The organism is Hyphococcus aureus, from assembly GCF_042643165.1.
Lineage (GTDB): Bacteria > Pseudomonadota > Alphaproteobacteria > Caulobacterales > Parvularculaceae > Hyphococcus > Hyphococcus aureus.
This window is the reverse complement of sequence record NZ_JBHRSH010000001.1, coordinates 1,599,377-1,611,586: the sequence shown is the minus strand read 5'-3', so window position 1 is coordinate 1,611,586 and position 12,210 is coordinate 1,599,377. Positions and strand designations below refer to the sequence as shown.

Annotated in this window: 10 protein-coding genes and 2 riboswitches; of the genes, 1 reads left to right on the top strand and 9 read right to left on the bottom strand. The window is 59.8% G+C overall.

Annotation, left to right across the window (positions count from 1 at the left end; translation table 11 throughout):
• Positions 1 to 12: 12 nt before the first annotated feature.
• The 9 genes from ACFOOP_RS07895 to ACFOOP_RS07855 all read right to left on the bottom strand — a co-directional run bounded on the left by ACFOOP_RS07895 (position 13) and on the right by ACFOOP_RS07855 (position 10,478).
• Positions 13 to 1,533: an FMN-binding glutamate synthase family protein gene (locus ACFOOP_RS07895; protein ID WP_379880356.1), complete on the bottom strand. Its 1,521-nt coding sequence runs from the start codon at positions 1,531 to 1,533 to the stop codon at positions 13 to 15.
• 115 nt (positions 1,534 to 1,648) lie between these two features.
• Positions 1,649 to 3,229, bottom strand: coding sequence for an aminomethyl-transferring glycine dehydrogenase subunit GcvPB (gene gcvPB / locus ACFOOP_RS07890; RefSeq protein WP_379880355.1), 1,581 nt, complete (start codon positions 3,227 to 3,229; stop codon positions 1,649 to 1,651).
• Positions 3,226 to 4,569 carry an aminomethyl-transferring glycine dehydrogenase subunit GcvPA gene (gcvPA, locus tag ACFOOP_RS07885; protein WP_379880354.1) on the bottom strand — a complete coding sequence of 448 codons (1,344 nt, stop codon included), beginning with the start codon at positions 4,567 to 4,569 and terminating at the stop codon, positions 3,226 to 3,228. Before gcvPA ends, gcvPB begins: the two co-directional genes overlap by 4 nt.
• 30 nt (positions 4,570 to 4,599) lie before the next feature.
• Positions 4,600 to 4,971, bottom strand: coding sequence for a glycine cleavage system protein GcvH (gene gcvH / locus ACFOOP_RS07880; protein WP_379880353.1), 372 nt, complete (start codon positions 4,969 to 4,971; stop codon positions 4,600 to 4,602).
• A 9-nt stretch (positions 4,972 to 4,980) separates the two neighbouring features.
• Entirely contained in the window at positions 4,981 to 6,156 is a 1,176-nt protein-coding gene (gene gcvT, locus ACFOOP_RS07875) for a glycine cleavage system aminomethyltransferase GcvT (protein ID WP_379880352.1), read from the bottom strand.
• Positions 6,157 to 6,191: 35 nt separating this feature from the next.
• A riboswitch (glycine riboswitch) is annotated at positions 6,192 to 6,316 on the bottom strand.
• Positions 6,317 to 6,422, bottom strand: a riboswitch (glycine riboswitch).
• Between the two features lie 82 nt (positions 6,423 to 6,504).
• Positions 6,505 to 6,954: a Fur family transcriptional regulator gene (locus ACFOOP_RS07870; RefSeq protein ID WP_379880351.1), complete on the bottom strand. Its 450-nt coding sequence runs from the start codon at positions 6,952 to 6,954 to the stop codon at positions 6,505 to 6,507.
• A 59-nt stretch (positions 6,955 to 7,013) separates the two neighbouring features.
• Entirely contained in the window at positions 7,014 to 8,279 is a 1,266-nt protein-coding gene (locus ACFOOP_RS07865) for a 2OG-Fe(II) oxygenase (protein WP_379880350.1), read from the bottom strand.
• A 27-nt stretch (positions 8,280 to 8,306) separates the two neighbouring features.
• On the bottom strand, positions 8,307 to 9,362 hold the full coding sequence (locus tag ACFOOP_RS07860) for a Fe(3+) ABC transporter substrate-binding protein (protein WP_379880349.1): 1,056 nt from the start codon (positions 9,360 to 9,362) through the stop codon (positions 8,307 to 8,309).
• 105 nt (positions 9,363 to 9,467) lie between these two features.
• Positions 9,468 to 10,478: an ABC transporter ATP-binding protein gene (locus ACFOOP_RS07855; protein WP_379880347.1), complete on the bottom strand. Its 1,011-nt coding sequence runs from the start codon at positions 10,476 to 10,478 to the stop codon at positions 9,468 to 9,470.
• Positions 10,479 to 10,580: 102 nt separating this feature from the next.
• Here ACFOOP_RS07855 and ACFOOP_RS07850 point away from each other — a divergent pair, with 102 nt between their 5' ends.
• Positions 10,581 to 12,209: an ABC transporter permease gene (locus ACFOOP_RS07850; RefSeq protein WP_379880346.1), complete on the top strand. Its 1,629-nt coding sequence runs from the start codon at positions 10,581 to 10,583 to the stop codon at positions 12,207 to 12,209.
• Position 12,210 lies beyond the last annotated feature (1 nt).

Here is a 12,210-nt window from a genome sequence, read left to right as displayed (position 1 = left end):
ACAAAACGCCGATCAGGCGTCTTTATATTCATGAGGCGCTTTTGGGCGGCGCTTGGCGAGCAATTCATCCAGCGGCACAGACGTGCCGTCGCCCTGTTGGATGCGCACATGCAATGGCTTGAGCGCACGGGCATGAGGCGCGCCGCAGGAATGAGCGATCATGGCGACGTCCTTGCGCATCTTCTCCACATAATTCGCCACGTTTTTCGCTTTCACCTTCGGATCGAGGCCGCCTTGCAAATGTTTTTTATGGGTGGTGACGCCTGTGGGGCAGCTATTGGTGTGACATCGCATGGCCTGAATGCAGCCAATAGAAAACATGAAGCCGCGCGCCGTGTTCACCACATCGGCGCCGGCGCAATAGGCCCAGGCGACTTCCGCCGGCGTCACCAGCTTGCCAGAGGCAATTACCTTGATGCGATTTCGAAGCCCGCGACGTTCCAGAATATCGGTCAACATGGGCAACGCCTGTTTCAACGGCAGGCCTACATTGTCCATCAGCGACATGGGCGCCGCGCCGGTACCGCCGTCGCCGCCGTCAAGCGTGATGAAGTCCGGCGCCGACTCGACGCCGCGCCGCTCAATCGCGTCACAAAGGTCGTCGACCCAGCCATAGGCGCCCATCACCGTTTTAAAACCGGTCGGCAATTGCGACACGCGCCGGACGCGGTCAATAAAATCGAGCAACTCTTCCACATTGTCGATTTCAGGATGACGGTTGGGAGAGATCGACGGCTTGCCCACGGGGATGTGCCGGATCTTCGCGATTTCCTTGGTGACTTTGACGCCGGGCAGAATGCCGCCTTTGCCGGGCTTTGCGCCTTGCGCCAGTTTGACTTCAATCATTTTTACGGATGAATGAGCGGCGATCGTCGCAAGCTTGGCGTCATCAAGCATCCCAGCATCGTCGCGGCAACCATATTTCGCCGTACCCATCTGAAAGACGATGTCGCAGCCGCCTTCCAGATGATAGGGCGCCAGTCCGCCCTCGCCCGTATTCATGTAACAGCCCGCCAGCGCGGCGCCGCGCGACAGCGCCTGCACGGCCGGTTTCGACAAAGACCCATAACTCATGGCGGAAACATTGATCACCGATGGCGCGCGATAGGGGTTTGGCGTGTACGGACCGAATTCTACCGCTGGCGGATCAGTAGCCTCTTCATCAAGGCGCGGAAAAGCGCAATTGATAAAAATCGGACAGCCAACCAGCGTCAGGTTACGCGTCGAGCCAAAAGGATGGGTGTTGTTCTGGCCTTTGGCGGATTTATAGATCCAGTCACGCTCGGCGCGATTGAAGGGCATCTCCTCGCGATCGAGCGCAAAGAAATATTGACGAAAAAACTCTCCGAGCCGAGTGAAGAGGTCGCGGAAGCGCCCGATTACCGGGTAATTGTGGCGAACCGCATCACGCGACTGCGACTTGTCGGTAAAGTACATGAGAATGACGGCGAGCACCGTGATTCCGACGACGAAAATGAAAATCGTCGACAAAAGCTCCAGCCCCGTCATCGTCAATCTGGTGAGCAAATCCATGGCCCTCGCCCTCTTGTTAATCTGGCGCGAGCCTTATCCTCTATGTTTTCGCGGTGAAAGCCAATCGGCGCGCCGCTTTAGCAAAAGTGATGCGCCGTGAGCTTTCCTGTGCGGACTACTCCGCCGCTTCGGCCTTTTGCGCCGGCGTCCACCTGAGCACAGGATGGCGGGCGGCCGCTGTCTCATCCAGCCTGCGGCGCGGCGCATAGACCGGCGCGGCTTTAAAGCTCTCCGCCTCGCCCGCTTTGGCGCGCTTTGCGAGCGAAAGCATGGCGCCGCAGAAAAGATCGAGTTCGCGTTTCGATTCTGACTCTGTCGGCTCGATCAGCATGGCGCCATGGACCACCAGCGGGAAATACATGGTCATGGGGTGATAGCCCTCGTCGATCATCGCTTTTGCAAAGTCGATGGTCTCAACGCCGGTGTCTTTCAGAAACCTGTCATCGAACAGCGCTTCATGCATGCAATGGCCTTCAAAGGCCGGCGTCATTTCCGCCTTGAGACGCGCAAGCACATAGTTTGCATTCAGCACGGCATCCTCGGACGCCTGGCGCACCCCATCCTTGCCGTGGCTCATCATATAGGAGAGCGCGCGCACGAACATACCCATCTGGCCGTGGAAGGCGGTGAGGCGCCCAAAGCTTTCGGCGCTTTCGCCTTCCGCTTTCGCGGCGCGGCGCGTCTCCACAAGGCTGTATTTTCCGTCTTCGCAGATGACATAAGGCACCGGCGCAAAGGGCGCGAGCGCCTCTGACAAGACAGTCGGACCCGAACCCGGACCGCCGCCGCCATGGGGCGTAGAAAAAGTCTTGTGCAGATTGATGTGCATGGCGTCGACGCCGAGATCGCCGGGCCGCACTTTCCCTGCAATGGCGTTGAAATTCGCGCCGTCACAATAGAAATAGCCGCCCGCCTCATGCACTGCGTCGGCGATGGCGCGAATATCGCGTTCAAAAAGGCCGCAGGTGTTGGGGTTCGTCACCATGATCCCGGCGATGTCGTCGCCCAGTTTCGCTTTCAGCGCTTCCAGATCCACGCGGCCGGTTTTGTCAGCGGGAATATTCTCCACCGTGAAACCGCATTGCACCGCCGTCGCAGGGTTGGTGCCATGAGCGGATTCCGGCGCCAGCACGCGCTTGCGCTTGCCCGCTTCGCCGCGCGCTTCGAGCGCCGCCTTGATCGCCATCATGCCGCAAAGCTCGCCATGGGCGCCGGCTTTCGGCGACATGGCGACGGCGGGCATGCCGGTCAGTTCTTTCAGCCAAAAAGCGAGTGTGTCGATCAGTTCAAGCGCGCCCTGCACCGCGCTTTCCGGCGCCAGCGGATGCAGATCGCCGAAACCGGGCAGCCGCGCCATTTTTTCGTTCAGGCGCGGATTGTGTTTCATGGTGCATGACCCAAGCGGAAACGGCCCCATGTCGATGGCGTAATTCTTTTGGCTGAGACGCACGAAGTGGCGCATGGTCTCCGGCTCGGAAAGGCCCGGCAAGCCGATGTCATTATTCCGGTTCAATCCGCCAAGACGATCCGCGCCGCCTTTTGGTTCCGGCAAATCCACTCCGGTCTGCGCATAAGACCCGATCTCGAAGGACAACCCTTCTTCGATTTGCAGCGCCTTGTTGCCGGTGAAGGTTTTCACATTGCTTGCGGTCGCTTCGCCGATGCCTGTGGGGCGGCCCTGATTGTTCATACTCATGACAGCGCCTCACCAAGTTTCGTCGAAAAGGTTTTGATGTCTTCATCCGTCACACACTCGGTCGCAGCGACGATCAGGAGATTGTGCGCCTCACTGTCATGGGGCCACAGGCGCGCACCGGGAACGCCTGCAAGAACGCCTTCACTCGCAAGCTTGTCCACCACTTCAGAGGCGTCTTTCGAAAGGCGCAACGTGAACTCGTTGAAGTAAGATGTGTTCACGACTTCGACGCCTTTAACCTTGGCGAGGGCGTCGGCGGTCTTGCACGCGGCTTCATGATTGAGCATCGCAAGCTTGCGCAAACCCGCTTCGCCCAGCAGCGTCATGTGGATCGTGAAGGCGAGCGTGCACAGGCCGGAATTGGTGCAGATGTTCGAGGTCGCCTTATCGCGGCGGATATGCTGCTCGCGCGTTGAGAGCGTCAAAACGAAACCGCGTTTTCCTTCCGCGTCGTGGGTTTCGCCGCAAAGGCGCCCCGGCATGTTGCGGATATATTTCTGGCGGGTTGCAAACAGGCCCACATAAGGCCCGCCGAAATTCAACCCATTGCCGATGGACTGGCCTTCGCCAACGACGATATCGGCGCCCATTTCACCGGGGCTTTTCAAGGCGCCAAGCGACACCGCTTCCGTCACCACCGCGACGAGGAGCGCGCCTTTCGCATGAGCGGCTTCGGCGATCGGCGTAAGGTCGCGTACATTGCCGAACACATCCGGCGACTGAACGATCACGCAGGCGGTGTCGTCATCAATTTGCGATGCAATGTCTTCGGACGCATCCACATCGATGGGCGCCTGCACAACCTTTGCGTCGACCAGTTCAAGATTGGTGCGCGTCACCGCGCCGTAATGCGGGTGAAGTCCGCCGGAAAGCACCACCTTGTTTTTCTTGGTGACGCGCCGGGCCATCAGCGCGGCTTCGGCGCAGCCGGTGGAGCCGTCATACATGGAGGCGTTGGCGACCTCCATGCCGGTCAGGGCCGCAACCTGCGTCTGGAATTCGAAAAGATACTGGAGCGTTCCTTGCGCGATTTCCGGCTGGTACGGCGTGTAGGCGGTCAGAAACTCCGAGCGCTGGATGATGTGATCCACCATGGCCGGGATGTGATGCTTGTAGGCGCCGGCGCCGATGAAACACGGCCCCGCCCCGGCGGCGCGGTTTTTCGCCGCCATGCCCCCAAGCGCGCGCTCAACTTCCATCTCGCCCATATGATCGGGAAGATCGAATTTGGCGTTCAGCGCATCCGCCGGAACATCTTCGAACAGCGCATCAATATTGGAAACACCGACCGCCTTTAGCATCGCTTGCCGGTCGATGTCGTTATGGGGCAAATATCGCATCAAACATTCCTTTTATCGCCGGACAACAACCTACGAATTAGCGGCGAAATCCTTGTAGGCGCCTTCATCCATCAGCCCGTCGATCTCCGCCGGGTTCGACGGCTTGATCTTTACGAACCAGGCGGCGCCTTGCGGGTCTTCATTCACTTTTGCGGGCTCTTCAACGATGGCGGTATTGACCTCAACAATGTCTCCGGAAATCGGCGCATAGACATCGGAAGCGGCTTTCACCGATTCAACGACGGCCATTTCATCGCCTTTCGCAAAGGTCTTGCCCACTTCCGGCAATTCCACAAAAACGACATCGCCAAGCTGTTCCGCCGCATGCGCGCTGACGCCGATGACATAGACATCGCCTTCAGACTTCAGCCATTCATGGTCTTCGGTGTATTTGACAGTCATGGTTCTCTCCTAACCGCGATAATATCTGTGTGGCGCAAACGGCATATCGGCGACGACCGCGGGCAGAGGCTTACCGCGCACAATCAAATTCACCTGCGTTCCTGTTTTTGAATGTTCTGCGTCGACATAACCCATGGCCACCGGCGCGCCGACGCTCGGTCCAAAGCCGCCAGACGTCACGGCGCCAATGGTCTTTCCATCCGTAGACTGAATTTCCGCCCCTTCGCGCGCAGGCGCGCGGCCTTCGGGACGCAGCCCCACGCGCAGCCTTTTGGGTCCCTCGGCCAGTTCGTGTTGAATGCGGGCGGCGCCCGGAAAGCCGCCTTCCGCTCGCCGTCGCTTGCCCACGGCAAAAGCGATATTGCCTTCAATGGGTGATGTTTCCGGCGTCAGGTCGTGACCATAGAGACAAAGCCCCGCCTCAAGGCGCAGCGAATCGCGCGCGCCAAGACCGACGGGCTCGACTTCCGGCGCGGCGAGGAGCGCCTTCGCCAACAGCTCCGCATGAGAATTGGGAACAGAAATCTCGAACCCGTCTTCGCCAGTATAGCCGAGGCGGCTGACGACGATATAGGCGCGGTCATCGGAGGCGGGCCAGTAATGCGGCCGCACGGACATGAAAGGCTGCTCCGCCGAACCCGGGAAAAGCCGGTTCACAACATCCGCCGCTTTTGGTCCCTGCACGGCCAGAAGCGACCGGTCCGTCATAACATCCAGCGTCGCGACGCCGTCCAGTTTTTCGCGGATCAACGCAAAATCCTGATCCTTGGCCGCAGCGTTCACCACCAGCGACAACTTGCCTTTCATCTCATCGAGATAAAGGCGTGTGATCATCAAATCGTCGAGGACGCCGCCTTCTTCAGACAACAACACAGTGTAGCGAACGCCGCCCTTTTTCAGGCTTTTGATATCGCCAGGCACAAGAGTCTCGATGGCGGCAGCGATTTTTTCGTGAGCCTCATCGGTTCCGAGCAACGCCTCGGTCGTCGTCAGGTAAGCCAGCCCCATGTGAGAGACATCAAAAAGGCCCGCCTTCTCACGCGTATGCAGATGTTCCTTCAAGACGCCGGCGGGATATTGCACCGGCATCGCATAGCCAGCGAATTCCACCATCTTGGCGCCAAGCGACAGATGCAGATCATAAAGAGGAGTTTTTTTTAGTGTGGTGTTTTCAGTGGCCGACATTCAGATTTCCCATGACAAAATCGCCGCGCATAACGGCGACCCCGGCTGTCACGGGAACCTGAGAGATTTCGCAAAAACTGCGGTCGAAAAACCGCCTGCCTTGCTTACTCCGTCGGTGGAGCAGCGCATCAATTCAGCACCGCCCGCTTTCCAGCCTGCACAGCAACAAGCGGTCCTTTTGCCTGAGAGTTTCCGGGGCGGTTGCTCCTTCGGCGCCAGCGGAACCTCTACTATGAGTTCCGCATGGTCTCTCCCGCATGCTGCGTGTTCGCCGTAAAGCGAACATGGCGAGACATTAGGCGCGCCGTTTTAAGAGTCAATCGGCCTGATAATGACTTGCAGAAAAACTTACGCGACGTTGGCCTTGGTAATCGATGCGCAGGCGCTGCAATTGCCTTTGATTTCGAGGCGCGCCGTGTGCATGTCAAAAGCCGCGGCGCGAACGGCCGGCGCAATGTCGGCCTCAACGGCAATCACCTCAAGCTCTTTCACCGTGGAACAGGTTTCGCAAACGAGAAACGCCTGCACCACATGCGGGCCTTCGTGGTTGCACACCACAAACGCGTTCAGCCCATCAAGCTTGTGAATATGCCCCTTGGCCTCAAGTCCATCGAGGGCGCGATAGACCGTCATCGGCGCGCGCACCCCTCGCTCCTTCAGGCGATCGAGAATTTCATAGGCTTTTAGCGGGTCCCTGCTGGCGGCCAGCACGTCCCAGACGAGCTTTTCATTTTTCAGCAAACCCGCGGGTCGTTTGCGGGAGCCCCCCTCGTCGTGATCATGGGTATGGTTGGTCACAACAAATCTCCTCCGTCCGGCTGGAAATGTTATATCTTTGTTATATCAGTTTGGAAACCCTAGTGACGGTAGTTTTTTTCCCGATACCAGGTTGAGCCCAACCATTTCTTCCCCTCACGTACCGGACGCCCCGCATGCCGGGAATGGGGGGCCGGATCGCCGTTTTCCGATAGATTCTCGAACATGAGAACGTCTCCCGCCCCGCCCTTGAAGGCAAGGTCGGGAACGAGAAAATGTGTCTCACCGCCGTCATACTCGTCATTGAGATAGATAAGCGCCGTTGCGGCGCGCTGGCCGCCGCGATCAAGCTCCGGTCCCGGGGGGAGCCAATCGCAATGGGGCCGATATTCATGACCTTCCGCGTAATAAAGCACGCCAAGGCATTCGCCATTTTCCGGCGGCATCCCCGCCATTGCCGCCAGACGTCGGTTGATCATAACGAGGGCCAGGTCGAGATCGACAAGCGACAGGATTGCGGTCAGCGAGGTCCTGTAGGGATCTTGAACCGGCGCCCCCGTGCGAGGGTCCGAGATCTGCGACGGCGCAAGAAGCCGCGCCGAGGCGGCGATCACATATTCGCATTCTTCGGGAGAGAAGACCGCGCGGAAAGCCCGCGCCGGCGGCGTTTCACAAAGAACCTCCGGCGCGATGGCAGGCGCCGCGGGCTCCTGTTCCAGCTTTTCTGCAATACGCACCCAGTCCGGCGGCGATGGTTGAAAGCGCTGCGGCGACGCGTGCTTATCAAATGCGGCGCGCAGCGACATCGCATGGGGATATTGCACCCGCTCCAAGAGTTCGAGATGAGCGCGCGCCGATGCAGAATCGGCATGGGACCGGCCAAGCGCAAAACGGCGCACAGCGACCGCGCCGGCGACAGGATCGCGGGGCGCGGCAGTCGCCAGAAGATTGGCGCCGTCTTCGTCATCACGATCAGCAACAAAAAGCAGCATTGAAAGCTCGCGCATAGCGGCGGGATCGCCCGCTTGCGCCGCGCCGGTCACAAGCGCCACAGCCTCGCTCCAGTCACGCGCACCCCCAAGCCCCATGGCGTGAAGAACGCCAAGCAACCGCCTGGCCGGGGTCGAACCGTCTTGCACCGCGCGCGCGAGCATTTCAGCCGCCGCAACGAGTCCATCATGATCGAGCCTGCGCGTTGCAAGCGTATAAAGCGCATCGCCGAAGCCTTGCGCGGCGGCGGCGTTGAGCCAGCGTTCGGCCTCTTGCTTTTCGCCTGCGCCGCTCAACTGCGCCGCAAGCATATATTGCGCGCGCGCATCGCCTTTTTCAGCGTGTTGTTTCAATTCACTGAGAGACGGCGCCTGCATGAAGCGACGCTAGCACCGGTTTTGCAATCAGGGCCAGCCTGCCCGGTCAAAAATGCCCACCGCTTCGGCCTGATGCTCGCCAAGCGCCGAGACCGGAAGCTCATCAGCCTTGAAATCGGCATAAGCCGCGATGGGGCCTTCAGGCGCAATCCCGGGAACGACAGGATATTCATTATTGCCGCTTGCAAAAGCGCGCTGCGACTCATCACGCAGGAGAAATGCGATCAGCTTTTCGGCGTTTTCGGCGTTAGGCGCATGTTTGGTCACGCCCGCGCCGGAAATATTCACATGAGCGCCACGGTCATTTTGATTCGGGAAAAAGAGTTCAAACATCTCGCCGATGGCCGCCGCCTTGCTGTCTTTCGATCCTTTATAACGCGCCGTGTAATAGGAATTGACGATCCCGAGGCGACAGATACCTGCGGCGACCGCTTCTATCTGCGAGGTGTCATTGCCTTGCGGTTTCCGCGCGAAATTTGCAACGACGCCCTCGGCCCAACGCTCCGCCGCTTCGGCGCCGTCATGGGCGATAATAGAGGCAAGCAAGGATTGATTATAAATGTTCGAGGATGAGCGGACGCAGATCATGCCGCGATAGGCCGGATCGGCGAGATCTTCATAGGTCTCAAGCCCTTCCGGCAACCCCATTTCCTTGTTGTAAATGATGATGCGCGCACGCTTTGAAAGTCCGACCCATTTGCCTTCGGGATGGCGGTACTGCGCCGGGACGCGCTGGTTGAATGCTTCATTATCCGTGGCGCGGAAGACATCGCGTTGATCGGCGCGCCAGAGAATGCCGACGTCCGCCGTCATGAAAATATCGGCGGGACTGGCTTCAGCCTCCTGCGTGATCCGTTCGATCAACGCATCGCCGCCCGCCTCGATCAGATTGACCCTAATCCCGGTTTCTTCCGTGAACTGATCGAACAGGACAATGTCGGAATCATAATGGCGCCCTGAATAAACATTGACGTCGCCGGTGATCGTACGCGAAGCGCTCGATTTACCCTCCCCTCCGCCACTGCAGGCGGCGGCGCCAAGCAGCATGAGGAAAACGGCGGTCCATTTACGAGCGCTGATCACGAATATGTCTCCGGTGTCTTTTTTTGCGAATAATTCTCAATATCAAAATATCAGCGATGCCTCAGAAAGCAAGGGATGACGGCGCCTTATCGATAAGAGCTTGAGTTATCCTGCAAAAACAAATGCTTTTGACCAGTCGGCAATTACGGAAACACCGTCTCCGAGGGAGGGCGGCGCCTCCATGGTCACCCACAGAGGCGCGCCCTTTTCCTGGTCCAGCCTGACGCGCCATGCCGGACCGGCAAACCGCATATCGGCGACGCGAAACGGCGCGCGCGCGTCACGAGACGCCGTCAGACAATCGGCGCGCAAGATGGCGCGGGCGGGGCCTGCCGCGACGCCGGGCGCGTCTACCTCGCCCAGCACGCTCTGAAAGACGCCGCGGCGCACTTCGCCGATCAAGGTCTGACTTCCGGGAAAAAGGCCGGCGCCATCGGGCGTGCGAGGCTGCTCAAATAAAGCCTCAGGCGTTGCTATCTCGGCGATTTCACCTTCGCGCATCAGGGCGATCCGGTCGCCAAGCGCCAGCGCCTCATCGGCGTCATGAGTGACCAAAAGCACCGCGGCTTTCTGTTCTTTCAGCACACGGCGCAATTCCTCCCGCAAGCGGCGGCGCAAGGCGACATCGATGCTGGCGAATGGCTCATCCAGCAACAGCGCTTTTGGTCGGCGCGCCACCGCGCGGGCGAGCGCGACGCGCTGCTGCTGTCCGCCGGAGAGTTCATGGGGGAAACGGCGCGAAAGCGCTTCTATGCCAAACGCCGCCAGTTGTTCAGCGACGCGCGCTTTCGCATCAGCGACGCCTTTCAGGCCAAAGGCGATGTTCTTTTCCACCGTGAGGTGAGGAAAGAGGACGTAGTCCTGAAAGACAAACCCGATGGGCCTTTGCTCCGGCGGGGTTTCTTTCTCCGGCCGGGCGAGCACCGCCCCTCCCAGACGAATCTCACCTTCCTGCAACGCCTCAAGACCCGCCGCGATGCGCAACAGCGTGGTCTTGCCGCAACCGGACGGTCCGAAAAGGCACGCAATCTCCCCCGCCTCAACGGCGAGGCTCGCGCTGCGGACAGCAGCCACAGCACCGTAGCGATGGGAAATGCGATCAAGCTCGAGGCTCATAACTCAATGACGCCCTTTCTCACAGGAGGGATTGGGAATTGCCTTACTTTCGCATAGATGTCACCAGTTGATAACGAGAATTAAGAGCAAGGCTGGACGACCATGAGACAAAGGCGGGCGAAATCAGGCGGGTGGCGCGGCGCAGCCGTGATCCTCCTGATCGCACTCGCCGCCGCCGTGCCCATAGCCGCCGTGCTTGCCGGATCGACGGGCGGGGATGGAACCGGGCCAGACCTTTTCATGACCGGTCTGGGCCTGCGCTATCTCACAACAACGCTCTTTCTATGCGGGCTTGCCGGATTGGGCGCCGGACTGATCGGCGCCGGCGCCAGCCTGCTTGTCTCTCTTGCCGAGTTTCCCGGGCGACGGATGCTCGCCATCGCGCTGGCGCTTCCCTTCGCCATTCCGGCCTATGTCGCGGCTTACGCCTATGGCGATATTTTCGGCCCCTTCGGGCCCGTCGCCGATGTTCTCGGCGCGGCAGCCTTGCCGGAAATCCGGTCCCTTCCCGGCGCCGCTTTTGTCCTGATGCTGACGACTTATCCATATGTCTATCTCGCCATGCGCGCTTCGCTTAGCGCAAGGTCAGGCGCATTGATGGAGGCTGCGCGCGCGCTCGGCGCCTCCCCCTTGCGCGCAAGTCTTGGCGTCTTGCTGACGGCGAGCCGTCCGGCCTTCTTTGGCGGTCTTGCGCTGGCGCTCATGGAAATCGCCGCCGATTACGGCGTTGCTGATTTTTTCGGCGTGCCCACTTTAAGCGTCGGCATTTTTCGCACCTGGTATGGGCGTGGTGATCTTACGGGCGCCATGCAGCTTGCGACGGGATTGTTTCTTGTCGCGCTGATGCTGGTCCTGATGGAAAGCGCCAGCCGCAAGGGCCGCGCCAGCGAAGATGTGCGCGCCCAGCGCAAGGCGCAAAGGCTCAAACTGTCTCCGCTGCACGGGAGTCTTGCCTTCTTTCTTTGCCTTCTTCCCGTGTTCTTCGGTTTTATCGCCCCGGCAGGGCTTCTTCTTTCCAAGCTGCAGCCGGAAATGAACCCGATTATCATGCGCAACCTTGCGGAGGCGAGCGCCAACACCGCCCTGATCGCATGCGCCGGCGCCGTCATTGCGCTTTTCCTGTCGTTGCTTCTGGCCTATGGCGCGCGGGCGGCCCGAGGGCGGGCGATCAAATTTGCGCTGCGCGCAGCGACGCTTGGCTATGCGGTGCCCGGCGCGGTGATGGCGATCGGCGTCCTGGCGCTTTCGGCGAGTCTCGCGCGCCTCTCAGGCCACACCATCGCCGGCGGCGTTCTCATTTTGCTTTACGCTTATGTCGCGCGCTTCCTCACCGCCGGATACAACGCCGCCGCAGGCGGGCTGGTTCAAATCAGCCCGCAAATGGACGGCGCCGCGCGAACGCTTGGCGCGTCTCCAGAGCGCATCATTAGAGAATTGCATTGGCCTCTGGCGCGGCTCTCGCTCCTCGCCGGCGCCGCGATCGTCGCAATCGACATCGCCAAGGAATTGCCGGCGACACTAATCCTGCGGCCTTTCAATTTTGAAACCCTCAGCACCCAGATTTATCGCCTCGCCGCAGACGAGCGCCTTGCGGACGCGGCGCCTGCCGCCTTGATCCTGATTGCGCTGGGGCTTGTTCCCGCCATCGCCCTCAGCCTGATCGCAGACAACCAACAAAAAACCCGCAAGCGCGAAACGCTTGCGGGTCTGGAAACTCAAACAGCGAGTTAAT

Excerpts from the sequence above, each read along its gene's own strand:
- ACFOOP_RS07895 (WP_379880356.1), bottom strand. The coding sequence starts at position 1,533 with ATGGATTTGCTCACCAGATTGACGATGACGGGGCTGGAGCTTTTGTCG.
- gcvPA (WP_379880354.1), bottom strand. The coding sequence starts at position 4,569 with ATGCGATATTTGCCCCATAACGACATCGACCGGCAAGCGATGCTAAAG.
- ACFOOP_RS07850 (WP_379880346.1), top strand. The coding sequence starts at position 10,581 with ATGAGACAAAGGCGGGCGAAATCAGGCGGGTGGCGCGGCGCAGCCGTG.
- gcvPB (WP_379880355.1), bottom strand. The coding sequence starts at position 3,229 with ATGAGTATGAACAATCAGGGCCGCCCCACAGGCATCGGCGAAGCGACC.
- gcvT (WP_379880352.1), bottom strand. The coding sequence starts at position 6,156 with ATGTCGGCCACTGAAAACACCACACTAAAAAAAACTCCTCTTTATGAT.
- ACFOOP_RS07855 (WP_379880347.1), bottom strand. The coding sequence starts at position 10,478 with ATGAGCCTCGAGCTTGATCGCATTTCCCATCGCTACGGTGCTGTGGCT.
- ACFOOP_RS07865 (WP_379880350.1), bottom strand. The coding sequence starts at position 8,279 with ATGCAGGCGCCGTCTCTCAGTGAATTGAAACAACACGCTGAAAAAGGC.
- gcvH (WP_379880353.1), bottom strand. The coding sequence starts at position 4,971 with ATGACTGTCAAATACACCGAAGACCATGAATGGCTGAAGTCTGAAGGC.